At 61.7% G+C, this 21,817-nt stretch carries 26 protein-coding genes; 17 read left to right on the top strand and 9 right to left on the bottom strand.

Annotation, left to right across the window (positions count from 1 at the left end):
- Positions 1-127 precede the first annotated feature (127 nt).
- The gene (locus EOA13_RS01970; RefSeq protein ID WP_245490284.1) at positions 128-538 is read left to right on the top strand and encodes a hypothetical protein; all 411 of its coding nucleotides are present in this window, start codon (positions 128-130) and stop codon (positions 536-538) included.
- A 159-nt stretch (positions 539-697) separates the two neighbouring features.
- Here the strand turns inward: EOA13_RS01970 and EOA13_RS01965 are convergent, their stop codons facing one another.
- Positions 698-1,699 (bottom strand): glycosyltransferase family 2 protein, encoded by a 1,002-nt coding sequence (locus EOA13_RS01965; protein WP_245490290.1) that lies wholly within the window; start codon positions 1,697-1,699, stop codon positions 698-700.
- Between the two features lie 44 nt (positions 1,700-1,743).
- Positions 1,744-2,673, bottom strand: a complete 930-nt coding sequence (locus EOA13_RS01960) for a lysylphosphatidylglycerol synthase domain-containing protein (protein ID WP_245490283.1) — start codon at positions 2,671-2,673, stop codon at positions 1,744-1,746.
- Between the two features lie 431 nt (positions 2,674-3,104).
- Here EOA13_RS01960 and EOA13_RS01955 point away from each other — a divergent pair, with 431 nt between their 5' ends.
- Positions 3,105-3,698 (top strand): DUF995 domain-containing protein, encoded by a 594-nt coding sequence (locus EOA13_RS01955; protein WP_164779942.1) that lies wholly within the window; start codon positions 3,105-3,107, stop codon positions 3,696-3,698.
- 687 nt (positions 3,699-4,385) lie between these two features.
- Here EOA13_RS01955 and galE read toward each other — a convergent pair.
- Both galE and EOA13_RS01940 read right to left on the bottom strand, forming a co-directional pair.
- Positions 4,386-5,465: a UDP-glucose 4-epimerase GalE gene (gene galE / locus EOA13_RS01945; RefSeq protein ID WP_127289223.1), complete on the bottom strand. Its 1,080-nt coding sequence runs from the start codon at positions 5,463-5,465 to the stop codon at positions 4,386-4,388.
- Positions 5,462-6,499 carry a UDP-glucuronic acid decarboxylase family protein gene (locus EOA13_RS01940; protein ID WP_127289221.1) on the bottom strand — a complete coding sequence of 346 codons (1,038 nt, stop codon included), beginning with the start codon at positions 6,497-6,499 and terminating at the stop codon, positions 5,462-5,464. The genes galE and EOA13_RS01940 overlap by 4 nt, the downstream gene beginning before the upstream one ends.
- Before the next feature lie 1,052 nt (positions 6,500-7,551).
- Between EOA13_RS01940 and EOA13_RS01935 the strand changes: the two genes are divergently transcribed.
- The 5 genes from EOA13_RS01935 (at position 7,552) to EOA13_RS01915 (ending at position 11,259) form a co-directional block, all read left to right on the top strand.
- Positions 7,552-8,157 carry a hypothetical protein gene (locus EOA13_RS01935; RefSeq protein WP_127289220.1) on the top strand — a complete coding sequence of 202 codons (606 nt, stop codon included), beginning with the start codon at positions 7,552-7,554 and terminating at the stop codon, positions 8,155-8,157.
- A 62-nt stretch (positions 8,158-8,219) separates the two neighbouring features.
- A complete protein-coding gene (locus EOA13_RS01930) occupies positions 8,220-9,074 on the top strand; it encodes a 23S rRNA (adenine(2030)-N(6))-methyltransferase RlmJ (RefSeq protein ID WP_127289219.1) in 855 nt (284 codons plus the stop codon).
- 183 nt (positions 9,075-9,257) lie between these two features.
- Complete coding sequence (locus EOA13_RS01925) at positions 9,258-9,710, top strand: hypothetical protein (RefSeq protein ID WP_127289218.1); 453 nt, start codon at positions 9,258-9,260, stop codon at positions 9,708-9,710.
- 134 nt (positions 9,711-9,844) lie between these two features.
- Positions 9,845-10,426, top strand: a complete 582-nt coding sequence (locus EOA13_RS01920) for a TetR/AcrR family transcriptional regulator (protein ID WP_127289216.1) — start codon at positions 9,845-9,847, stop codon at positions 10,424-10,426.
- The gene (locus EOA13_RS01915; protein ID WP_127289214.1) at positions 10,423-11,259 is read left to right on the top strand and encodes a DMT family transporter; all 837 of its coding nucleotides are present in this window, start codon (positions 10,423-10,425) and stop codon (positions 11,257-11,259) included. The genes EOA13_RS01920 and EOA13_RS01915 overlap by 4 nt, the downstream gene beginning before the upstream one ends.
- A 38-nt stretch (positions 11,260-11,297) precedes the next feature.
- On the opposite strand, the gene EOA13_RS01910 is transcribed toward EOA13_RS01915, so the two are convergent.
- Positions 11,298-11,609: a transcriptional regulator gene (locus EOA13_RS01910; protein ID WP_127289212.1), complete on the bottom strand. Its 312-nt coding sequence runs from the start codon at positions 11,607-11,609 to the stop codon at positions 11,298-11,300.
- A gap of 573 nt (positions 11,610-12,182) precedes the next feature.
- Between EOA13_RS01910 and EOA13_RS01900 the strand changes: the two genes are divergently transcribed.
- A complete protein-coding gene (locus EOA13_RS01900) occupies positions 12,183-12,647 on the top strand; it encodes a hypothetical protein (RefSeq protein ID WP_024504297.1) in 465 nt (154 codons plus the stop codon).
- Positions 12,648-12,890: 243 nt separating this feature from the next.
- Here EOA13_RS01900 and EOA13_RS39315 read toward each other — a convergent pair whose 3' ends face one another.
- Complete coding sequence (locus EOA13_RS39315; protein WP_281040856.1) at positions 12,891-13,022, bottom strand: hypothetical protein; 132 nt, start codon at positions 13,020-13,022, stop codon at positions 12,891-12,893.
- Here EOA13_RS39315 and EOA13_RS01895 point away from each other — a divergent pair.
- On the top strand, positions 13,021-13,617 hold the full coding sequence (locus EOA13_RS01895) for a glutathione S-transferase family protein (RefSeq protein ID WP_127289208.1): 597 nt from the start codon (positions 13,021-13,023) through the stop codon (positions 13,615-13,617). The genes EOA13_RS39315 and EOA13_RS01895 overlap by 2 nt on opposite strands.
- 114 nt (positions 13,618-13,731) lie before the next feature.
- Here the strand turns inward: EOA13_RS01895 and EOA13_RS01890 are convergent, their stop codons facing one another.
- A complete protein-coding gene (locus EOA13_RS01890; protein ID WP_023812630.1) occupies positions 13,732-14,388 on the bottom strand; it encodes an outer membrane protein in 657 nt (218 codons plus the stop codon).
- A gap of 413 nt (positions 14,389-14,801) precedes the next feature.
- On the opposite strand from EOA13_RS01890, the gene EOA13_RS01885 reads away from it, so the two are divergent.
- From EOA13_RS01885 to EOA13_RS01855, 8 genes are all read left to right on the top strand, one after another.
- Positions 14,802-15,566, top strand: coding sequence for an SDR family oxidoreductase (locus EOA13_RS01885; RefSeq protein WP_127289206.1), 765 nt, complete (start codon positions 14,802-14,804; stop codon positions 15,564-15,566).
- Entirely contained in the window at positions 15,563-17,626 is a 2,064-nt protein-coding gene (uvrC, locus tag EOA13_RS01880; protein WP_127289204.1) for an excinuclease ABC subunit UvrC, read from the top strand. The genes EOA13_RS01885 and uvrC overlap by 4 nt, the downstream gene beginning before the upstream one ends.
- 100 nt (positions 17,627-17,726) lie before the next feature.
- Entirely contained in the window at positions 17,727-18,323 is a 597-nt protein-coding gene (pgsA, locus tag EOA13_RS01875) for a CDP-diacylglycerol--glycerol-3-phosphate 3-phosphatidyltransferase (protein ID WP_023673449.1), read from the top strand.
- A gap of 1 nt (position 18,324) precedes the next feature.
- Positions 18,325-18,582 carry a molybdopterin converting factor subunit 1 gene (moaD, locus tag EOA13_RS01870; RefSeq protein ID WP_127289202.1) on the top strand — a complete coding sequence of 86 codons (258 nt, stop codon included), beginning with the start codon at positions 18,325-18,327 and terminating at the stop codon, positions 18,580-18,582.
- A gap of 1 nt (position 18,583) precedes the next feature.
- Positions 18,584-19,060 carry a molybdenum cofactor biosynthesis protein MoaE gene (locus EOA13_RS01865; protein ID WP_127289200.1) on the top strand — a complete coding sequence of 159 codons (477 nt, stop codon included), beginning with the start codon at positions 18,584-18,586 and terminating at the stop codon, positions 19,058-19,060.
- A 94-nt stretch (positions 19,061-19,154) separates the two neighbouring features.
- Positions 19,155-19,475 carry a YbaY family lipoprotein gene (locus EOA13_RS38505; RefSeq protein ID WP_348629743.1) on the top strand — a complete coding sequence of 107 codons (321 nt, stop codon included), beginning with the start codon at positions 19,155-19,157 and terminating at the stop codon, positions 19,473-19,475.
- Complete coding sequence (locus EOA13_RS38500; RefSeq protein ID WP_348629742.1) at positions 19,453-19,917, top strand: META domain-containing protein; 465 nt, start codon at positions 19,453-19,455, stop codon at positions 19,915-19,917. Before EOA13_RS38505 ends, EOA13_RS38500 begins: the two co-directional genes overlap by 23 nt.
- A gap of 164 nt (positions 19,918-20,081) precedes the next feature.
- On the top strand, positions 20,082-20,351 hold the full coding sequence (locus tag EOA13_RS01855) for a hypothetical protein (RefSeq protein ID WP_127289198.1): 270 nt from the start codon (positions 20,082-20,084) through the stop codon (positions 20,349-20,351).
- Positions 20,352-20,384: 33 nt separating this feature from the next.
- On the opposite strand, the gene EOA13_RS01850 is transcribed toward EOA13_RS01855, so the two are convergent.
- Both EOA13_RS01850 and ndk read right to left on the bottom strand, forming a co-directional pair.
- Entirely contained in the window at positions 20,385-20,993 is a 609-nt protein-coding gene (locus EOA13_RS01850) for a class I SAM-dependent methyltransferase (protein WP_127289196.1), read from the bottom strand.
- A 146-nt stretch (positions 20,994-21,139) separates the two neighbouring features.
- Complete coding sequence (gene ndk / locus EOA13_RS01845; RefSeq protein WP_013532476.1) at positions 21,140-21,562, bottom strand: nucleoside-diphosphate kinase; 423 nt, start codon at positions 21,560-21,562, stop codon at positions 21,140-21,142.
- Positions 21,563-21,817: the final 255 nt, after the last annotated feature.

The following is a 21,817-nucleotide window of genomic DNA, read 5'->3' as shown; positions in this document are numbered from 1 at the left end:
TAAGTCTCTTCTAATATGACGGAACGATGTGAATGGAAAACGACCACTCACGAGCGATTAGAAACGACGGATTCGAAGTATATTCTTTGCTTTCAATCACGTTGCATTACTGGGCAGGGAACAGATGATGAGACAGTTTATAGAAAATCTGACCGGCAGAAAATATGCCTATGCTGTTGCTGCAATCGCATTGGCCTCGATGGTGTCAGGCTGCCAGACGATGGACACGACCAAGACCAGCTCAATCAACGGACGGATCGTTGATCAAGGTTTTGGCAAGAAGGTCCAGCACGTCAAGAAGCTCGATCGCGTCGGAAAGAAGGTTCTCTACCGCAAGCCGCTCGCACAGACGACCATGGTGACGCGTACGAGGCAGGAGGCCTATGCGGCCTTCGTGCGGCCGCAGCGGGTCGGCAGGCCGGCGACGGTGAAGGTTTCCTACAGCCCGGGCAATGGTGGCCCCTTCCTGGGTCATTCGCCTTGGATTTGTGGCCCGAGCGGTTTCGGCCAGCGCGCCAGCTGCCGTTCGCGCTACTAGACCATCGGACCTAAAAGTGGCGGCGCGATTTGACTGAAGAGGCCGCCGCCCAGGTCTTCGCCGGGGGGCGAGAGTCGAGGGCGAGAGGTTGGCGCAGGCATTGCGTTTACCTCTTGCCCTCCGACCGCTATTCGGAAGCCGCTGGCAGACGTGGTCAGATCATGATGGCCGGCCCGGGCGGAGCCAGCCGTCATTGTCACTGGACGCCGGCTGTGGCCGCGCGACATAGGCCGATGCTCCATTCGCTTCGTGATAGACCCGTGCCAGCATTTCAGCCAGCACGCCCGACGTCACCATCTGCACCCCGGCGATGAGCAGGAAGAAGCCGGTGAACAGCATCGGGCGTGTTCCGATGTCCTCGGCGAAAAGCAGCTTCAGGCAAAGCAGGTAGGCAAGGATCAGCGAACCCAGCGCGCCAAGCACGATGCCGATGCCGCCGAAGAAGTGCCCGGGCCGTGTGCGATAGCGCATGAAGAAATACATGAACACCAGATCGAGCACGACCCTGAAGGTGCGCGAAATGCCGTATTTGGACTGGCCGTGGATGCGGGCATGGTGCGTCACCACCTCCTGCGCGATGCGTCTGGGTGTCGTCACCGTGGCCAGCCATGCCGGGATGAAGCGGTGCATCTCGCCATAGAGCTTGACGCTGCGGATGACGTTGCCGCGATAGACCTTCAGGCTGCAGCCATAGTCCTTGAGGCGCACGCCGGTGACGCGCGCGATCAGCGCGTTGGCAATGCGCGAGGGCAGCCTGCGCATGAAAAACCCTTCCTGGCGATCCTTGCGCCAGCCCACCACCAAGTCGAGATCCTCGCTTAGAAGGCGGTAGACCATACGCGGAATGTCGTAGGGATCATTTTGCAGGTCGCCGTCGATCGTGGCGATGACGTCGCCGCGCGCCGCGTCGATGCCGGCCTGCATCGCGGCGGTCTGCTTGTAGTTGCGCACCAGCTCGACCGCATGCACATGCGGGCCGTAATGCGCCGCCAGGCGCCTGATCTCGCTCACCGTCGCGTCGGTACTGCCGTCATCGACCAGCACGACCTCCCAGGGCTGGCCGTAGCGTTCCATCGCCTGATGAATCCGTGCCAGCAGCGGTTCGACGTTTTCAGCCTCGTTGTACATGGGCACGACGATGGACAGCGTATGCTTCGGCATCACCGCGCCGTCAGGCAGTCCCGAAGCAGGGATGGGCAATACGCTCATAGGGATGGCTTCCTTGCAGGGCCGACGGCCGGGTTCCCCGGCAGCGCCGATTTCGAGGGAAACAGCCAGGCGATCGCACCCGTGGCGATTGCCGAGCAGAAGATGAACAGATGCAGTGCCAGCGCTGCCTGAAGGCCGCTCTTCATGGCAATGCCGGAGGTGAGCAGCGCCGCCGCCGCACCCGCCTCGTAGGTGCCGAAGCCGGCGACGCCTTGCACCGGCAGTATGGCGGCGCCTTCGGCCCCGACGACGCCTGGAAAGGCGGTCGAAAAGGATGTCCCCAGCAGCATTGCCAGCAACCATCCCTGTACAGTGAGCTTCAGCGACCAATTGGCGATCGTCCACCACCAGCCATAGCGCGATCGGCCGGTCGCCTCGGTGAAGACATCGCGCAGCCTGCCGAGTTTCGCCACGATCTTGCCGCGGCCTGCCCAGTCATGCGGCGCACGCGCCCAGCGCGGCAGATACCAGGCGGCACCGATCACCGCAGCCACGCCCGCGATCCTTGTCGCCGGATGCAGGCCCGGCCACACCGCCAGGGCCAGCACGCCGACGACGAAGGCATCCTGCAGCCTGAACCACAGCAGCGAGGCGCTGGCGCGCATGATCGGTATGCCGAAGACCTGGCGCAGGAGCAGGGGAAAGGCCGTCTCGCCGCCGCGAAAGGGCACGACGTTGATCATTGCATTGTGGATCAGAATGATCCGCAGGCAGGCACCGAAACGGCCATGCACCTCGTCGCGGAACTCGTCGCAGACGCGCAGCGCGCGCAGCACGTAGGTGACGAACAGCGCAAGCGCCACGGCCGCGAAAGCGCCGGGCGTGATGCTCGCGAAAGCATCGCCCACCATCTTCCAGCGCGAGTCGCTGACGACCCACGCCAGCAGGGCCAGGCTCGCGACTATTGAGGCAGCTCGTTTCAACAATTCAAAAATTCCTGCGCAGGCTTGCGCTATCGGATTCCGTCGGCCGCGGCGTGCTGTATCTCAAAATCCACGGCATTGGTAGCGGCCCAAGCCTTCCGATCGGCCGCATTGCCTGGCTTGCGAGCGCGCATCCCCGCAACTTCAGGCGGCCGCTGAACCTCCGGCTTTGGCCTGCTTTCCAAACCGCGACAGCGGCCTCGGTTTCATCGATGGCTGCTGATCTATAGGTGGGCCGGCTGTCCGGATCCACAAGCCCGATGCGCGATCGCGATGTTGCCGTCTTGATGGACAATGCGCGTGTCGCGAATAGTTGTCGCCCGCATGCTTTGCGGCGGTTGACACCGCCGTTCTCACGACGGTTAAATGGTTCGCGTGGCCGTCAAAGTGCTGACGCAGCCGCCTTGGACTGAATAAACATGCGAGTGCCAACTATGCCGACAGCTTTGATCAGATCGCTGCCGCTTGATGTCGGCCATCGGCATCGCAAGGGGCCTCGCCGGTGTGCAAGTTTCAAGCAACTTGTGCTGCTCCTGGCTCTCTGCGGTCAGGTGGCTGTTTCGGGAGCGGCGCAAGCGGCCGCCGCCAACGACAAAAGCACCGCGGAACCCGTTACCGCCGCTGTTCCGACTGCTTACGAACTACAGCTTCTGTATGCCGGCCGCACATGGATATGGAAGGACGGAGCAGCTTATTTCGCGCGGGACAATCGACACCTCAGGGCCTGGACGTCCGGGCAGGACACGGCAACCGTCGCGGAGGGCAGATGGCTGGTGACCAAGGACGGCAAGATGTGCATGGAGCTCGCCTGGCGATCTAAGAGCTACACCGGCGAGCCGCACCGCACCTGCTACAGCCATCGCATTCAGGGCCGCAACATCGAGCAACGCAAGGATCCGGACGGGGAATGGTACGGTTTCAAGCGATCTCCCGAGGATCCTTCCGACGAATACAAGAAATTCGAAGCAGGCGACACCAAGGGCGCGCAGTTCGAAGAGACCCGCAAGCTGGTCGATGCCAAGAAGTAGGCCATGCTTCCAGCCACGCTGAGATGGCCTGGCTGTTCTTGCCGTGCGCCTGTCGCGGAACCCGCGAATCGCCTATGGTTAAGCCTTAAGCGGCTCGGCAGGCGCGGTCGGCGCGCCGATCGCATCTAGTCGCATTCAATTGCATCACCCAAACGACAAGACGATGGCCTGCCATACGGTTTTGATGAAATTTAATAATTAGTGATATCTAATATAATGTGTGATGTGCGAGTGGTCACTCATGCGGCGTGAAAGCGGCCCAAGTATAGTATGTCGCAACGCGCCCTTGGCTTATACTTGATAGCAAGGGACAGAAGATGAGAAATTCCGCGAGCGTATTTCGCTCAAGCAAAAAAGTCCTGTCTATTGCCGCGGCCGTGGCGCTGAGCTCTATGGTTGCAGGTTGTCAAGGTATGGACGCAACTGAAACCGGTTCGGTCCTTATCAGGCCCATAGTCCACCCGGTCCGCAGTCAGCCCGCGGTCCAGCCCGTGCAGGCCACATTTCTCGTGCGCTCGCTCCGTGCCGACCATCCGATCCAGATGACAAGCACAATAGCAACTGAAAGTGCCTACGCCTTTGCACCACCGCAACGGATCAAAGCCAGCACGCCGGCGCCGGTGAAAATCTCGTTCAATCCGGGCGATGGCAGCACGTTCTCGGGCGGCTCGCCTTATATCTGCAGCCCTAGCGGATTTGGCCAGCGCGCGAGCTGTCACCCCCGCTATCTCTGACTCGTCGAGCGACGACCGACGCTGCCACCCTGGCTGGCGGCAGTTTCATTGGCTTGGTCTTCAGTCCGAAAAAGGGAGCGGCCGTCCTGACAATGGTGTCGATGTCTGAAAGCTCCGGCACAAAGCCAAGATGTTCGCGTGCGCTTCCCGGATCGGCGTAGAGCTCCGCCGGATCCCCAGGGCGTCGGCTCCTGAGCACTGCCGGAACCGGCCTCGACGTCATTCGGCCGACCGCCTTGACGATCTCCTTGATGGAGACGCCCCGCCCGGTGCCGAGATTGACTGCAAGGCTCCGTCCGCCACCCTCGAGATGCGTGAGCGCTTTCAGGTGCGCGCGGGCCAGATCGGTGACGTGGATATAATCCCTTACGCAGGTGCCGTCCGACGTGTCGTAGTCGGTGCCGAAAACCTCGATCTCGTCGATGATGCCCGCTGCGGCCATGAGCACTCTGGGAACCAGATGGGTTTCCGGCGAATGCCACTCGCCAAGCTCGCCGTCTGGATCGGCGCCACAAGCGTTGAAATAGCGCAGGATCGCAAATTTCATTCCATATGCGGATGCATAATCGCCGATGATCTGTTCACCCATCAGCTTGGAGCGCCCGTAGGGGCTGATCGGATTTTGCGAGGAGGTCTCGCGAACGGGCAACGCTTCCGGCACGCCGTAGGTCGCACAACTGCTGGAGAAGATGATGTTTTCGATCGAACTCGCGCGTGCGGCATCGAGCACCGCGACGGTGCCTGTTACATTGGTCGAATAATATTCGGCCGGCTCGCGAACGGACTCCCCGACATAGGCCAGCGCCGCAAAATGGATCACGGCCGTCGGCCGGTACGTTTCCATCGCCCGCCGCAGTGCATCCTGATCCCGGATATCGCCGACGACAAGCGGCCCCCAGGCGACGGCTCTCTCGTTGCCGCGGCTCAGATTGTCGAAAACCACCGGCATGTAGCCGGCGGCCGCCAGCTGCTTGCAGGTGTGACTGCCGATGAAACCGGCTCCACCCGTCACCAGGACCGCCGGCCGGCTCATGAAGCGGCAGCTCCTCTGGCGATGTGACTTCCGTAAAGCAGGGCATCAAAATACTCGACGGTACGCGCGAGCCCCTGGCTCAAGCTGATTTTCGGCTCCCAGCCGAGATTGGCCTTGGCAAAGGAGATGTCCGGCTTGCGCTGCTTGGGATCGTCGACGGGCAGCGGCCGATGCACGATCTTCGATCGGGCGTTGGTGTAATCGACGACCAGCGTCGCCAGTTCCATGATGGTGAATTCGGCAGGGTTGCCGAGATTGACCGGGTGGGCGGGCGCGCTCGGCGCGTTCATCAGCCGGATAAAGCCCTCGATCAGATCGTCGGCATAGCAGAAGGAGCGCGTCTGCTGGCCGCTGCCATAGACGGTCAAGTCCTCGCCGCGCAGCGCCTGGACGATGAAGTTCGAAACCACACGCCCATCGTCGGGCTGCATGCGGCGACCGTAGGTGTTGAAAATACGGGCGACACGGATATCGAGGCCATAGGTTCTCGAATAATCGAAGAACAGGGTTTCGGCCGAGCGCTTGCCTTCATCGTAGCAGGAGCGCGGTCCGTGCGTGTTGACGTTGCCGAAGTAGCTCTCGGGCTGTGGATGCACGAAGGGATCGCCATAGACTTCGGACGTGGAGGCCTGGAATATCTTGGCCTTGTTCTGTCGCGCGAGTTCCAGAAGGTTCAGCGATCCAAGCACGCTTGTCTTGAAGGTGTGGATCGGATCTGCCTGATAGTGCGGCGGAGAGGCGGGGCAGGCGAGATTGTAGATCTCGTCGCATTGAAGATCGCAAGGCAGTGCATCGACGATGTCGTGCTCGATGCAGCCGAAGCTCGGATTACGCAGAAGGGTATTGAGATTGTATCTTTTGCCGGTGTGGAAATTGTCCAGCGCGACAACGTCGTATCCGTCCCGCAAAAGACGTTCGCACAGATGCGATCCTAAAAATCCCGCTCCTCCGGCGACAAGGGCGCGCCGTCGGCTTTGGTTGGCGCCCCTTTGGCTGCCGGATTCCAGTTTCAGAACCTTGACAAGCTTACTCATGCTTTCCTCATACGCACCGCACACGCTACCGCCGGGCCGGGACAAAGCATCGCCCGGCCACGTTCCTCAGAACGTGGCAAACCTCCGCATCTGCGGAACCGCCATCACTGATGTGCGTCAATTGTTCTTTGGCTTTCGCGAAGCTGGTGCGACTACACAACCTCCGTGCTGCCGCTCAGCATTCTCTGCGCCCCGAAATCGCGATTACACGCTCGGTGTCACCATCGTCGATTGCTCGCCCAAATTGCACATCCCAACGCATCGAAAATATACCTGTGGAAATCATAGTCAACTAAATTAGAGATTTCTTAACCATATCTATTTGCGAATGGTTAATCATCGGCCGGCATCAGCCTCGAAGCTGAACCAAGAGATGTCCAGGGCAGTTCCTCATTTTGAATCAGGGTATTGGGTCCGGCCGCTGGCAATCGCGCCACAAGCTGTTCGTCATGTCGAATCAGCGCTTGGCAGCCAAGATCGCCATGAATGAGAGGTTGCTCAATTCAGAGCGAGGCGGGCTGTATTCAGCCGAAATGTGAAATTTAAGGATCCGAGCGACGGGAAAATTTCAGATAGCAATGAGATTGCTGCCCAAAACCGCTCGGAGTGCAAATGTAAATTCCAGGGTGCGAATACTCATACCACAGGGCTTGACCTATCGTAGGCACGCCGCAGCTGGCTATAGTTGGAAGAAGGGCAAGGGCTAAAGACTTGGCAGCAAATTCATTCACAAGGACGAATTTTGATTTCATCCTCTTTTGATGCCGCTGTTCATGATCTTTGCGCATCAAGGCCTCTGGTTCGCAAGGCGCGCCGATGGCCCATTTCGCCGAAAAGCGCATGCGCGTGTTCATTTCATAGTGGAGGAGCGGTCATTTCGGCAACGAATTTTAAGCGCATAGGTAGAACCCGCATTGTTGCGCAAAGACGCCGCCACCAGGTTGTGCTTGCGCACGTCTGGCTCGATCACCTGGGGTGGCGACTCGGCTGGCCATCGCCTTTTGATCGTCGGGGCGCTATTGGCAAGGTCACGATGGAATGTGGTGATGTGAATGCGCTTTCTGTTTGTCCTGATCCTGCTCGCCGGCGCCGGCATCGGTGTCGTCTATCCCTGGGCGATGAGCAACTTCTCCGGCCATGAGATCGGCACCTGGCGGGTCTATGAGCAGGGCCGCTTCAAGCCGCTGACGGTGCCGCTCTCCGGCCGCGACGCGCCGGTGAGGGTGCTGGTCGACCTGACCGCAAGAGCCGAGCGCATCGTCTCTCAGCAGCGCACCGTGCTGACGCTGACCGCCGCAAGCAATGGCCGCACGGTGCTCGCCTCGACGCTGCAGTTCAACCATTCCGACAATCCTCGCCAGGCTAGCCCGCAACTGCCCGACAAGATCTTTCGCGACGAGGCCGGTGTGATCGCGACCGTCAGCCCAGGCCCCTATACCTTCACCGTTGGACCGGGTGATGCCGACGACATACCGATGCGGGCGGTCGATCTCATCTTGCGTTCCGGCGCCGGCGAGATCGACAGCCGTGCACGGCCGGTCGGCTTCGCGCTGATGGCGATCGGCCTGATCGGATTCTTGCTGACTTTGCGCACTCGTGGCGGCCGGCCGGAAAATCCGAACTCGCAGCCGCCACCGCCGCGTTGGGGCAGGGGCTGATACATGTCGCCCAAAAGTGTGCAGCGGTTTTGGGACAACGACATGCATAACGGCACAAAACAATGAACTACCGCCACGCCTATCATGCCGGGAATTTCGCTGACGTCGTCAAGCATGTCGTGCTGACACGCTTGCTCGAGTATCTGAAGCAGAAGGATAAGGCGTTTCGGGTCGTCGACACCCATGCCGGCATTGGCCGCTACGACCTGTCGTCCGTCGAGGCGCAGAAGACGGGTGAATGGCAAGGCGGCATCGGCAGGCTGATCGATGCCTCGTTTGCCGCGCCGGTGGCGGTGCTGCTCGCGCCTTATCTGGAGACAATACGGTCGCTCAACCCCGAGGGTGGCATCCAGAAGTACCCGGGCTCGCCGTTGATTGCGCGCCATCTCATGCGCAAGCAGGATCGGCTGACGGCGATCGAGCTGCACCCCAAGGATGCCGCGAGGCTGAGGACGTTCTTTGCCGGCGATTTCCAGGCCCGGATCATCGAACTCGATGGCTGGCTGGCGCTCGGCGCCCATCTGCCGCCGAAGGAAAAGCGCGGCCTTGTCCTCATCGATCCGCCATTCGAGGAAGCGGGTGAGTTCGAACGCCTTGTCGACGGGCTTATAAGGGCGCACAAGCGGTGGCCCGGCGGCATCTACGCGCTCTGGTATCCGATCAAGGACCGCAAGGCGATCATCGCCTTCCGCAAGGCGCTGAAGCAATCCGGCATTCCGAAGCTGCTCGACATCGAATTCGAGATCAGGCCGGCCTCTTCGGAACCCAGCCTCGACGGCAGCGGTCTGCTGGTGGTCAACCCGCCGTTCACGCTGGAGGGCGAGCTGCGGACGCTGCTGCCGGCCCTGCACAGGCTGCTTGTGGTGGGGCGGCCGGCGCACTGGTCGCTGGAATGGCTGGCCGGCGAGCAGGCTTGAGGCGGGCCCATCGACGACCCGGGGACTGCGCTCTTTTGGTCCGGACATGAACGTGCCAGAGCCATTCCGGTGCCGGCTTTGGTCAAAAAGCAGTTTCAAACTGGGAAACCATTGTCAACGCAACCGCTTGACCGCCGCCGAGCGAATCCGCACAGTGCGCGCAATCGACCTTGAGAGGCTGCCATGACTCGCTTCGCCAAATCCGCTCTTGCCGCCCTGATTTCGCTCTGCACCCCGCTTGCCGCGCCTCTCGGCGTCACCAAGGTCGTGCAGGCGGCCGATCTTACTGTCTATTCCGATGAGGACAGCGGTGTCTGTGGCGAAGCCTGGGTGCTGAACAAGATCACCAGCCGCTTCTCTTACCAGGTGCATCACGTTCCGCATCTGCCTGATGTGCAGATCACCGATTTCCGGCGTATTCACCAGCATCGCTATCTGGCGGCCAACGATACCTGGCCGATCGGTCGCCGTTATTGCGGCGCCACCGTCAGTCTGTCCGACGGCCGCGATCGCACCATCTGGTACCTGATCGAGGAAGGCCAGGGCTTTGCCTCGATCGGCGACAATGTCGAATTTTGCGTCTCGGGCTTCGACCGCTGGATGGTCTACAACGGCCGCTGCCGCATTCTGCGCTAAACCCGGTCTCCCCTTCCAATCTCTTTCGCGCCTGTGGCTTGATCGGCTGCAGGCGTTTTTCGTGCCGCGTTGACAGCAGGTGCGATCCGTCGCATAGGTCTGAGACAGACCTGTCTCAATACTAGGTAGTCTCGATGACGCCATCGTCCGCTTCCGGCAAGCGCCAGCACGTCGTTGAAACGGCCTACGTGCTGTTCAAGCGCGCCGGCTTCCATGCCACCGGTATCGACCGGATTATCGCCGAAGCGGATGTGGCCAAGATGACGATGTATCGCCACTTTCCCAGCAAGGACGAACTGATCGTCGAGGTGCTCGACTATCGCGCTATGCGTTTCGACCGCCAGCTCGACCGGCTCACCCAAGAGGGCATTCCGCCGGAACAGAAAATCGGAAGAATTTTCGACTGGCATGCACGCTGGTTCCGCAGCCCGGATTTCCACGGCTGTCTGTTCGCACATGCGCTGGCCGAGTACGGCGATCCCGGGCATCCGGTTTTCAAGGCCGTTGTCAGGCAGAAGAACGGCCTCAAGCGGCGCATGCAGTCTATCCTCGAAGAGATGATGCCGCGCGGCCGCGCCGAGAGCGTGGCGGCGACGCTGCTTATGCTGATCGAAGGTGCGACCTTGCTGGCGCAGATGGGGCAAACCGACGCCGCCATTCGCGACGCCCGCAAGGCGGCCATGGGCATCGTCGCTGCTTCGCGCAGGCCGCAATGAGCCCGCTGGTCATCGGGCTCGCATTGTTTGCGGCGATCCTGCACGCAAGCTGGAACGCGTTCCTGCGCACGGGGGCCGACAGGCTGTGGACCGTCACCGTCATGAGCTTTTCCAGTACGGCGCTCGCCATCCCCTTCGCCTTCTTCCACGCCCTTCCGGCCGCGCCGGCCTGGTCCTATATCGTGCTCTCGGCCTGCCTGCAGGTCGGCTACAGCTTGTTTCTGGTGGCCGCCTACAGATATGGCGAACTGGGGCAGGTCTATCCGATCGTTCGCGGCAGCGTGCCGCTGCTTGTTACGCTCGGCGGGTTCTTCCTGGCCAACCAGCAGCTCACTCTGCCGCAGACCGTCGGCGTCGCGCTGGTCGCTGGCGGCATCATGGGCCTTTCACTCGGACGGGGCAGGGCCGCCGCGACATCGATATTCTATGCATTGGCAACGGGAGCGATCATCGCCGCCTATGCGACGGTCGATGCGCTCGGCGTTCGGGCGGCGGGAAATGCCGGCGCCTACACCGCATGGGTCCTGCTGATCTACGGCGCGTTGCTGCCGGCGGCCTTCGTCGCCTGCCGTGGCCGGCTCATTGTCGACCTGCGCGCGTCTGAAACCTGGAAGGCGCTGGGCGGAGGCCTGTTTGCACTTCTGGCCTATGGCGTCGTGGTCGCGGCCTTCGCGCTCGGACCAGCAGGTCCGATCACCGCGATCCGCGAAACCAGCGTCGTCTTCGCGGCCTTCATCGGACGCCTGTTCCTCGGCGAGGTGCTGACGCCGCGGCGGGTCGGCGCCTGCGCTATCGTCGCGCTCGGCGCCATCTGCCTCGGCTATCAGCCGTGACGGAAATGCGGATCGCGCAGGATTGCCCGGTCACCACGCTATTTCCTGCGCGGCGCCGCCTCGGCCTGGTCGAGGATCTTGCGAAGGAATGCGGCGTGGCTGCGGAACGCGCGCCGTCCACTCGTCGTCGCCCTGACGCGCGTCTGCGGCCGGCGGCCGACGAACAGCTTTTCGATGTCGACATAACAGGCCCTGGCCAGCGTATCGAGATGCGCACCGAGATTGCCGTCGGTGACGTCCACGATGGCCTTCAGCCCGGTGAAGTCCAGCGTTTGACGCCTTTCCAGCATGCTCAGCGCGGCCATGATCCTGAGCCGAGTGCTCTGGTGGATGATTTCGTCGGCACTCATCGATTGGCTCCGGCGCAGCCAAGCCGGAGGCCACGGACAACCATGCTGCCGCCGCGGCGGACCGTCTTTGCAACCTGGAACGGCGGCAGCGCCGCTTGCTCCTGTGCGATCGACATTGAAGTGCTCCCGCATGCTGTGCAGAATACTCTGTCATGTAGAGTTGTCTGTCAATTCACGAGCAAGCCGATCTGCGATCGTGCTTGACAAGACGATGCATCGACCGGCTGTCGCATTGCAGTATAGATCGTGCGCCTGCACGAGATGATCGCACCGATGAGGCGGCGGTCATGATATCGGCGCCGACGATCGACACCCAAAGCTGCTCGCTGATCTTCGGAGCTTCACGAGAGGAGCGGTCCAGCGGAGTGTGAAGAATGTCGATGGCACATTCTAGCCATTGGTCGAAGATCAGCAGTAAATTTCTGCGACGATCAGCACGATCATGTGCCGATCGTAACCGAAATTTAAGCTGCGAAAATCAGTCTATTGCTTCGCTGGCTAGCAAGCCGCGAGTCAGATATGCATGAGCGTGCCGGGTCATTACGGCCGTCGGCACAAAGGAAGGGGCATCGCATGGCTAAGCAGTCATCCAAAGCGCCGGCGTCCAAGGCACCGGCAAAGAAAGCACCCGCAAAAGCAGCGACGGCAAAGGTCGCAGCTGCAGTGAAGAAAGCAGCACCCGCTGCCAAGCCGAAGGCCGCGGCGGCCAAGGCAAAAGCAGCACCGGCCAAGAAGCCGGCAGCGAAAGCTGCTGCGAAACCGGCAGTGAAGAAGGCAGCACCCGCCAAGGCAGCGGCAAAGCCGGCTGCGAAGGCGGCACCGGCCAAGAAGCCTGCAGCGAAAGCCGCGGCGAAACCCGCAGCGAAGAAGGCAGCACCTGCCAAGAAACCGGCTGCCAAGGCTGCACCTGCCAAGAAGCCGGCTGCAAAGGCTGCTCCGGCAAAGAAGGCTGCGGCAGCGAAATCTTCAGCACCGGTGAAGAAAGCGGCACCTGCGGCCAAGCCGAAGGCAGCGCCCGCGAAGGCCGGCAAGAAGTAGTCGCGTCTTCCCTCGCCGGGGCGGTGCCGAAACAGTCAAGGGCGGCATTCGGAAGGCGAGAACAGAGGCGGACGGAGGATATCTTTTCGCAGCTCCCAGGACTTCGCCACAGGGCGAAGTCCGGTGGGGCTTTTTTTGTGTCATTCATGCGGGTGATGAAATATCGGCGCGAGGCTCTTCGGTCTTGCCTGTCGGCTGAGCGATCCCTGCGATTCCGGCGACCATGGTGATGAAGCGCCGTCGTCATGGAGCGCTCGCTAAACGGCCCTGGCCGATGCGCCGCTCGCTGGCGGCTGGATTTTCCGCTTCTGGCCATTGCTCGATCGCGCCTGATCGGTCAACAGTGCCGGCCTGCAAAACAGGGAAACCGATCATGCCCAGACTGCTCTATGCGTCGTCTTCTCCCTACAGTTCCAAGGTACGAATGGCAGCAGCCTATGCCGGCATCGCTGTCGATCTGGTGCCGATCAAGACCGAGGAGAAGCCGGCCGACTTGATGATCGCCAACCCGCTCGGCAAGATCCCGGTTCTGGTGCTCGACGACGGTCGCTCCATCCATGACAGTCGCGCCATCACCCAGCATCTCAACCGTTTGTCGAAGAGCGCGCTTTTTCCACGCAATCCCGACAAGCGGCTCGAGGCGGAAGTGCTGGAGGCATTGGCCGACGGCATTTGCGACTGCGCGCTGTCGATGGTCTATGAACGGCGCACGCGGCCCGAGGAGATGGTCTATCAGCCTTGGCTCGATCGCCAGTGGGCGAAGATCACGGCGGCACTCGATCTGCTCAACGCCAACCCGCCGAAGCTGCCGAAGAAGATCACCGCCGGCCAGATGGCGCTGCGCGCCTGCCTTGGCTATCTCTCGCTGCGCTTTGCCGGAAAATGGGAGAAGGGTCGTGCCCGGCTGACACGGTGGGCTGCGCGCTTCGACGAGAAGTTTCCAGAGCTGAGGCCCTGCATTTCCGGTTGATAGCCGATTACCCGGAATTGATTTCCCGGTGATCAGTCGATCACCGGGGAAAATCACTCAGACACAAAAAAGCCGGGCGCGAGGCCCGGCTTTTCGTGTCGTGGCTTGAACGACTTAGAACTTCATACCGACGCCGAAGGTGACGCGGTTGTCGGTGGCCTTGACCTTGCCGATACCATCGAAGCTCTTGCTGCCGAAGTCGGTGTAACGATACTCGACGCGGCCGAAGACATTGTCGGTCAACTTGATGTCGGTGCCAACACCGGCGGTCCAGCCGAGCATCGTTGCGCGATCGCTGGCCCCAAGGACGGTGTCTTCCACCTTCAGGCTTCTGCCGGCGAGACCGCCGGTGCCATAGAGCAGGATTTCTGGGCTGACCGCGTAGCCGAGACGGGCACGCAGCGAACCTTCAAAGCCGGCCTTGGAGTCGATGCCGTTGTCGTCGCCCTTGACGCCGTTGTAGCCGAGTTCGGCTTCAGCGCCGTAGACGAAGTTCTCCTGCTGCCACTGATAGCCGCCGAAGACACTGCCGACGAAACCCTTGGTATCGGTTTCAACGTCGAAATCCTTTTCCTTGGTCCGGCCGCTGAAGCCATAGCCGACGTTGAGACCGGCGTAGGGGCCGGCCCACGAAGCGACCGGAAGTTCAGCGATCGGCGCAGGTGCCGGCGGCTCTTCCGAAACCACGTCAGCAGCATAGGCAGTTCCGCTGAGGGCGAAGAGCCCAAGCGCAACGGCCAGCGGCCGTGCGAATTTGAGATTGGCTTGCATTGTTCTTTACTCCTTAAGCCACAGGACACAGGCTTGTTTCTCACGATCGCCATCTACCCGTCCGGGGGGTGAAACGGATCTGGCGTTCGTCGGTTCCAAATGTCGTGTCAAAATGCGGCTGAAGCGAACCTGAACTTGGGTCATTCCCCGGCACGAATGAGGCAGAACCTTGACGTTGCATCTTCGCAACAGCGAAATGGCAGGAACCATCCCGTGCGGCGCTGCACACCGCTTGGTGCAAGGACTCCAGCACCCTATATTGCGGTCGGGCGCGCCCGAGTCCAGGGCGGGCCGGGATGTCCAAACGGCCGTTTCGCCACAATGCTGCCCAAGGTGCGAACACCATTTAACGCATGCCGGGCCATATTTCGCCGGCACCGCTTTTTCGGGCCGAAATTGAGGATTGACACCATATGAGCAAAGCCACTGTCACGGCGCTGGTGACGGGCGGGGCCAGGCGGATCGGCAGGGCGATCGTCGAGGATCTTGCCGCACACGGTTTTGCCGTCGCCATCCATTGCAACCGCTCGCGCACCGAGGCCGATGTGTTGGCTGCCGAAATCATCGCCGGAGGTGGCCGTGCCGCCGTGGTCGCCGCCGACCTGACCGATATGGACGCCGTTGGCGATCTCGTCGGCCAGGCGCAAGCAGCGCTCGGACCTATCCCGCTGCTGGTCAACAATGCGTCGCTGTTCGAGGACGATTCGGTTCTGGATTTCGGCTGGCGGGCCTGGGACCGGCACTTCGCCGTCCATGTGAAAGCGCCCGCGCTCTTGGCGCAGAATTTCGCCCGGGCGTTGCCGGCAGGGCAGGAGGGCCTGATCGTCAACATGATCGATCAGCGCGTCTGGCGGCCGACGCCGCGCTACTTCTCCTATGCACTGTCCAAATCGACGCTGTGGACGGCCACCCAGATGATGGCGCAAGCGCTCGGCCCCAGCATCCGAGTCAATGCCATCGGCCCGGGGCCGACACTGAAGAACGCGCGCCAGGACGACAGCGATTTTGCCGCACAGGTGGATGGCCTGGTGCTCAAGCGCGGCCCGGAATTGCCGGAATTCGGCGCCACAATCCGCTATCTCTGGGAAGCGCGCTCGGTCACCGGCCAGATGATCGCGCTTGATGGCGGCCAGCATCTTGCGTGGCAGACGCCCGATGTGACAGGCATGACGGAATGAGTCCTGTAGACCACAAAAGCAAGCCGCGCGGCGGCGCCGACGATCTGCCCCCCGGTATCGACCTCGAGGACGAGGCGGTCGAGGAGATCGTTGAAACCATCGGTCCCGATGTCGCCTTCACCGCCATCGACTGGACGCCGCATGCCGGCGACGCGGAAGGCATGATCGGCGCCGAGGTGATCCAGACGCTGGTCAAGCGGCTTCCCAACGCGCCCGGCGTCTACCGCATGATGAACGCTGCCGGCGATGTGCTCTATGTCGGCAAGGCGCGCAGCCTGAAGAAGCGCGTCACCAACTATGCGCAAGGCCGCTTCCACACCACCCGCATCGGCCGCATGGTGCGTGAGACGTCGACGATGGAGTTCGTCGTCACCCGCACCGAGATCGAAGCGCTTCTGCTCGAAGCCAACCTTATCAAGCGCTTGCGGCCGCGATTCAACGTCCTGATGCGCGACGACAAGTCGTTTCCCTACATTCTCTTGACTGGCGACCATGTCTCGCCGGGCATCTACAAGCATCGCGGCGCGCGCTCGCGCAAAGGCGATTATTTCGGCCCCTTTGCCTCGGCCGGTGCCGTTGGCCGTACCATCAACTCCCTGCAGCGCGCCTTCCTGCTCAGGAGTTGCACCAACTCGTTCTACGAGAACCGCACGCGGCCATGCCTGCTTTATCAGATCAAGCGCTGCGCTGGTCCCTGCACCGGCGAGGTCTCGCATCAGGACTATGCGGAACTGGTCGGCGAGGCGAAGGACTTCTTGTCCGGCCGCAGCCAGAAGGTGAAGACGGAAATCTCGGCCGCCATGCAGCAGGCGTCGGAAGCTCTCGATTTCGAGCGCGCCGCGATCTATCGCGATCGACTTGCGGCCCTGTCGCATGTGCAGAGCCATCAGGGCATCAATCCGGCGACCGTCGACGAAGCCGATGTCTTCGCCATCCATCAGGAAGGCGGCCAGGTCTGCATCCAGGTGTTCTTCTTCCGCACCGGCCAGAACTGGGGCAACCGCGCCTATTTCCCCAAGGCCGATCCGGCGTTGGAAGCAGCCGAGGTGTTGGGTTCGTTCCTGGCGCAGTTCTATGACGACAAGCCGACGCCGCGGAACATTCTTCTGTCGCATGGCGTCGAGGATCAGGAACTGCTGGCCGAGGCGCTCTCCACCCGCGCCGGCCGCAAGGTCGCGATCTCCGTGCCGCAGCGTGGCGAGAAGAAGGACCTGACCGACAACGCCCTGCAGAATGCCCGCGAGGCGCTCGGACGCCGGCTGGCTGAAACCTCCACCCAGGGACGCCTGTTGGCCGGTTTCGCCGAGACATTCGGCCTGCCGAAGCCGCCAGTGCGCATCGAGGTCTACGACAATTCGCACATCATGGGCACCAATGCCGTTGGCGCCATGGTCGTCGCCGGGCCGGAAGGTTTTGTGAAGAACCAGTACCGGAAATTCAACATCCGCTCGACCGAGATCACGCCGGGCGACGATTTCGGCATGATGCGCGAGGTGATGGAGCGACGTTTTTCGCGGTTGCTCAAGGAGCATGGCGATGTCCCGGCTGGGGATACAGTTGATGGTTCGGCAGACGATAAGGAGGATGATATCTCCGGCAGCTTCCCGGCCTGGCCCGATGTCATCCTGATCGACGGTGGCCAGGGCCAGATGACCGCGGTGCGCAAGATCCTTTCGGATCTCGGCATCGAGGACCGCGTGGTTGCCATCGGCATCGCCAAGGGCCAGGACCGCGACGCTGGCCGCGAGCGCTTCTTCGTCAAAGGCAGGGATTCATTTTCGCTGCCTGTCCGCGATCCCGTGCTCTATTTCGTCCAGCGGTTGCGCGACGAGGTCCATCGTTTCGCGATCGGTTCGCATCGGGCGCGCCGCAAGAAGGAGATGGTCAAGAGCCCGCTCGACGAGATCAGCGGTATCGGTCCAGGCCGCAAACGCGCCTTGTTGTTGGCCTTCGGCACCGCCAAGGCGGTCAGCCGCGCCGCCATCGAGGATTTGAGGAAAGTCGACGGTATTTCCGAGCAGGTGGCGAAACTGGTCTACAATCATTTCCATGAGAGCTGACAGCCAGGATGCTATTTTCGTCTGGCCAATCGATTTTGGCCTGTTGACCCCCTACAACAGCTTCTGATTTGAGTAGGCAGGCAGAAAGAGTTTTCCAGATATGGCCAAGCGCGCGTTCAACCTGCCCAACATGCTCACCTACGCCCGCATCGTCGCGGTGCCGCTGGTGGTGCTGTGCTTTTTTCTCGAAGGACATCTGAAGTCGAGCGACTTCGCCCGTTGGTCGGCGCTGATCATCTTCCTGCTCGCCTCGATCACCGATTATCTGGACGGCTACCTGGCGCGCGCCTGGCAGCAGACCTCCAACATCGGCAAGATGCTCGACCCGATCGCCGACAAGCTGCTGGTTGCAACCTGCCTGCTGCTGCTGGCCGCCGATACCGATCGCCATGCCGGTATCGCCGGCTGGTCGCTGTGGGCGGCGATCATCATCCTGTGCCGCGAAATCCTCGTCTCGGGCCTGCGCGAATATCTGGCGGCGCTCAAGGTCTCGGTACCGGTGACGCAGCTGGCAAAATGGAAGACCGCCATCCAGATGGTCGCCATAGCGTTCCTCTTGGCCGGGCCGGCCGGCGACAAGATCTTCCCGCTGACCACTCAGACCGGACTGGTGCTGCTGTGGATCGCGGCGCTGGTGACGCTCTATACGGGCTACGACTATTTCCGCGCCGGCCTCAAGCACATCATGGACGAGTGAGATGACGACCCGGCTCATCTATTTTGCATGGGTGCGCGAACGCATCGGCATGGCTGAGGAGGATGTCGACCTGCCTGCCGGCATCGAGACGGTGACCGATCTCCTGCGCTGGCTGAAATCGCGCGGCGAGGGCTACGGGCACGCGCTGCAATATCCCGACGTGATCCGCGTCGCCATCAACCAGGAACATGTCGAGCACCGCGAGAAGATCGCTGGCGCCCGCGAAATCGCGCTGTTCCCGCCGATGACCGGGGGCTGACGTGAGCGGCGCGGTCTTGCCTGTGGTTCGCATTCAGCGCCAGGATTTTGACGTCGCCGCCGAGATCGCCAGACTGACGCAAGGCCGCGCCGATATCGGCGCCGTGGTGACCTTCTCAGGCCTTTGCCGCGACGAGCAGGGCGCGCTCTCAGCGCTCGAGCTCGAACACTATCCCGGCATGGCCGAAGCGGAAATCGCCCGCATCGCTGCTGAAGCGGTCGAGCGTTGGCCATTGCAGGGGCTCACCGCCATCCACCGCCACGGGAAGATCGCGCCCGGCGAGAACATCGTGCTGGTGGTGGCAGCCTCGGCGCATCGCCATGCGGCGTTCGAGGCGGCGAATTTTCTGATGGACTATTTGAAATCGCGCGCGCCCTTCTGGAAGAAGGAGCATCGGGCTGACGGCTCGGAGGGTGGCTGGGTCGAGGCCAAGGAAGCCGATGCAAAGGCCGCGCAACGCTGGTATCAGTCCGAATAAATACTGCCGCAGCCATGCATTGACCGCAATCCTTCGGCCAATTGGCGGGATTGGTCAGCTTGGGCATTGGCAGCCTGGGGTGAGGGAGATGGTCATGCTGGACAGGATCGCGGAGTTCTTCGTCTTCGGTTTCGTGCCTCTGGTCGTCGGCATATTGGCCGTTCCGGACCAGTCTGTTGCCGCCGAACAGGCCGTGAGAGGCGAGGTGATCTATCGCGAGCGCATTGCCTTGCCGCCCAGTGCCGTGCTCTCCGTGCAACTTGCCGATGTGTCGCTGGCCGATGCGCCGGCCACCATTATCGGCGAGCAGAAAGTGCAGCCGGCCGGCCAGGTGCCGATCAGCTTCGATCAAATTCGACCCTTCCGTCATCCGGTCGCAGATGACTTACGCGTTGCAAGCCCGCATCACCGTTGACGACAAGCTGCTGTTCATCTCGGATATGCGCCATCAGGTCGATCCATTGGCCGACGTGCCGCAGACCATCATGCTGAAGATGGTCTCGCCGAGTGCCGAGCCGACGGCTTCCATCTTCGACCAACTCTGGCTGGTCGATTACGTCGACGGCATCGGCGCCATTGCTGCCCCGCAAGCGACATTCAGGGTCAGTGAGGCCGGCAAGGCGGGCGGCAGCGGCCCCTGCAACACCTATTTCGCCACCGCCAAACTCGATGGGCAAACGATCGTGATCAGAGACATCGGTTCGACCTACAAGGCCTGCGCGCCCGAGGTGATGGCCGAGGAGAAGGCGTTGTTCGATGCACTCGCCAAGGCGGCGTCATACCGTGTCGAGGCCGGCAAGCTCATCATATCGGACAAGGACGACCGCGAAATCCTGCGCTTTAGCGCCGCGAGCTAGTCCAGCGTATTTCGATCTCCAACACTTTTCCGGAATAATTCGGGCAAGGGAAGCGTTTCTCTCAGATATGGCGGGCAAGGCAAAGGGATATTTTCGAATGTCCCTTCGTTGAAGCCGCCAGACCTGCTGCGGCTCGTTCTGGCTTAACTCAAAGGAGTCCAGACATGAAAACGCACGCGCTTATCCTCGCTGTCACAGGCGCATCGCTCCTTGCTCTCACCGGCCTCGCAAAGGCGGACGACCATCTGGTCAACGCCCTGCAGCATGGTCTCAGCGACGATGGCCACCCGTTCCAGACCAACAAGGCCGGCCACAGCGGCGACCTCGCGCCTGGGCAGGGTAGCCCGTTTGCCGGTGAGGATACACAGACACCGGCCACCGATACGGCGGCGGCGAATGACCATGCGAACGTAAAAGATCGCCAGCCGAAATGACCAAGAACCGCCGGAGGGGCGGCGGGCCTCCTCTCAAACCTTTGTTTGTTCGAATACGGCGCCGTAGTGATAGGGCGGCACCTCGACCAGTTCGGCAAGCCTGAGGCCACCCGCCTCGGCGGCTGCTATAGTCTCCTCTGGCGACAGCCTCAATTCGGTCTTCGGTCCGCGCGGTCCGTCCAGCACGGTGGTTTTGTCACGCGGATACTGGTGCCAGTTGACGATGGCGAAACGGCCGGCCGGGTTAAGCGTCGCGCGTACGGCACGGGCGAGACGCGGCCGGTCAGGCACGCCGTGAAAGGCGTTGGCCATGAAGATGAAATCGACAGGTCGAGGCACAAGTCCTGCAAGCTCGTAGGCGTCGCCTGCGACAAAGTCGCAATTCGTCGCGCCGCCTTCGACCAATCTGTGTCTGGCGGCTGCGAGCAGGTTGGCATCGATATCGATGGCTACGACATGGCGGGCCACTTTGGCGATCGGCAGCGTGAACCAGCCATCGCCGCAGCAGAGATCGATCACTTCCATGTCTGACTTGATCCCCGTTGCCGAAAGCACCGCGGCAGGGTTAGGCCACAGCGCCTCCCACCAGCCGCTGTCCGGCATCTCTGTGCCTTGAAAGAAGCCCGGAATGGCACTGGTCATGCTGAGGTCCGCTCCATTGTCGGTCACATCAGTTCAATGTCTCACCCTAGTAAAGGCAGTTCGCAAGGGAACCCGATAGCTGGGTCATGAAAAAAGGCCGGCGTAACGCCGGCCTTTTAACGGAATCCAAGGTCTGGACTATCGGCTCAGCCGACGATCTCGGTGTCCGAGAACCAGTACTTGATCTCTTCTGCCGCGGTCTCCGGTGCGTCGGAGCCGTGCACGGAGTTTTCGCCGATCGACAGCGCATGAACCTTGCGGATGGTGCCTTCGGCGGCGTTGGCCGGGTTCGTGGCGCCCATCACTTCGCGGTTCCTGGCAATGGCGTTCTCGCCTTCCAGCACCTGGACGACCGTCGGTGCCGACGACATGAATTCCACCAATTCGCCGAAGAAAGGGCGGTCCTTGTGGACGGCATAGAAGCCTTCCGCTTCGCGGCGGCTCATCCAGACCCGGCGCGAGGCGATGACGCGCAGGCCTGCCTCTTCCAGCATCCTGGTGATGGCGCCGGTGAGATTGCGCCGGGTTGCGTCCGGCTTGATCATGGAAAATGTGCGTTCGAGCGCCATGGGTCGTCCTTGTCTGAGAATGGAATTGAGAGTGGCGGGCTCTATACAAGCCGCCCGGCCCATTGCCAAGGGGTGAGGAACGGTCCGCGCAGCGGACGGAAAGCCAACTGCTTGGCTTTCCGAGTGACGAACGCCCGGAGCGAGAGCGAAGGGCCGGACGGCTGCGCGTTTCTGCGGCAAGCCGGCCCCGTTCAGACGGCTGCACAGCAACGCTTTGCTTGCTATAGTCGCGTGTCGGCGCCGCGCTGAGGTCGG

The organism is Mesorhizobium sp. M7A.F.Ca.US.011.01.1.1, from assembly GCF_003998295.1.
Taxonomy (GTDB): domain Bacteria; phylum Pseudomonadota; class Alphaproteobacteria; order Rhizobiales; family Rhizobiaceae; genus Mesorhizobium.
Note: the sequence above shows the minus strand (reverse complement) of the source record. Positions and strands in the feature narration are given on the sequence as shown.

What these genes read in the sequence shown, in the direction of transcription:
- EOA13_RS01970 (WP_245490284.1), top strand. Translation starts at nt 128, where the DNA reads ATGAGACAGTTTATAGAAAATCTGACCGGCAGAAAATATGCCTATGCT.
- EOA13_RS01965 (WP_245490290.1), bottom strand. Translation starts at nt 1,699, where the DNA reads ATGCCGAAGCATACGCTGTCCATCGTCGTGCCCATGTACAACGAGGCT.
- EOA13_RS01955 (WP_164779942.1), top strand. Translation starts at nt 3,105, where the DNA reads ATGCCGACAGCTTTGATCAGATCGCTGCCGCTTGATGTCGGCCATCGG.
- galE (WP_127289223.1), bottom strand. Translation starts at nt 5,465, where the DNA reads ATGAGCCGGCCGGCGGTCCTGGTGACGGGTGGAGCCGGTTTCATCGGC.
- EOA13_RS01940 (WP_127289221.1), bottom strand. Translation starts at nt 6,499, where the DNA reads ATGAGTAAGCTTGTCAAGGTTCTGAAACTGGAATCCGGCAGCCAAAGG.
- EOA13_RS01935 (WP_127289220.1), top strand. Translation starts at nt 7,552, where the DNA reads ATGCGCTTTCTGTTTGTCCTGATCCTGCTCGCCGGCGCCGGCATCGGT.
- EOA13_RS01930 (WP_127289219.1), top strand. Translation starts at nt 8,220, where the DNA reads ATGAACTACCGCCACGCCTATCATGCCGGGAATTTCGCTGACGTCGTC.
- EOA13_RS01925 (WP_127289218.1), top strand. Translation starts at nt 9,258, where the DNA reads ATGACTCGCTTCGCCAAATCCGCTCTTGCCGCCCTGATTTCGCTCTGC.
- EOA13_RS01920 (WP_127289216.1), top strand. Translation starts at nt 9,845, where the DNA reads ATGACGCCATCGTCCGCTTCCGGCAAGCGCCAGCACGTCGTTGAAACG.
- EOA13_RS01915 (WP_127289214.1), top strand. Translation starts at nt 10,423, where the DNA reads ATGAGCCCGCTGGTCATCGGGCTCGCATTGTTTGCGGCGATCCTGCAC.
- EOA13_RS01910 (WP_127289212.1), bottom strand. Translation starts at nt 11,609, where the DNA reads ATGAGTGCCGACGAAATCATCCACCAGAGCACTCGGCTCAGGATCATG.
- EOA13_RS01900 (WP_024504297.1), top strand. Translation starts at nt 12,183, where the DNA reads ATGGCTAAGCAGTCATCCAAAGCGCCGGCGTCCAAGGCACCGGCAAAG.
- EOA13_RS01895 (WP_127289208.1), top strand. Translation starts at nt 13,021, where the DNA reads ATGCCCAGACTGCTCTATGCGTCGTCTTCTCCCTACAGTTCCAAGGTA.
- EOA13_RS39315 (WP_281040856.1), bottom strand. Translation starts at nt 13,022, where the DNA reads ATGATCGGTTTCCCTGTTTTGCAGGCCGGCACTGTTGACCGATCAGGC.
- EOA13_RS01890 (WP_023812630.1), bottom strand. Translation starts at nt 14,388, where the DNA reads ATGCAAGCCAATCTCAAATTCGCACGGCCGCTGGCCGTTGCGCTTGGG.
- EOA13_RS01885 (WP_127289206.1), top strand. Translation starts at nt 14,802, where the DNA reads ATGAGCAAAGCCACTGTCACGGCGCTGGTGACGGGCGGGGCCAGGCGG.
- uvrC (WP_127289204.1), top strand. Translation starts at nt 15,563, where the DNA reads ATGAGTCCTGTAGACCACAAAAGCAAGCCGCGCGGCGGCGCCGACGAT.
- pgsA (WP_023673449.1), top strand. Translation starts at nt 17,727, where the DNA reads ATGGCCAAGCGCGCGTTCAACCTGCCCAACATGCTCACCTACGCCCGC.
- moaD (WP_127289202.1), top strand. Translation starts at nt 18,325, where the DNA reads ATGACGACCCGGCTCATCTATTTTGCATGGGTGCGCGAACGCATCGGC.
- EOA13_RS38505 (WP_348629743.1), top strand. Translation starts at nt 19,155, where the DNA reads ATGCTGGACAGGATCGCGGAGTTCTTCGTCTTCGGTTTCGTGCCTCTG.
- EOA13_RS01855 (WP_127289198.1), top strand. Translation starts at nt 20,082, where the DNA reads ATGAAAACGCACGCGCTTATCCTCGCTGTCACAGGCGCATCGCTCCTT.
- EOA13_RS01850 (WP_127289196.1), bottom strand. Translation starts at nt 20,993, where the DNA reads ATGACCAGTGCCATTCCGGGCTTCTTTCAAGGCACAGAGATGCCGGAC.
- ndk (WP_013532476.1), bottom strand. Translation starts at nt 21,562, where the DNA reads ATGGCGCTCGAACGCACATTTTCCATGATCAAGCCGGACGCAACCCGG.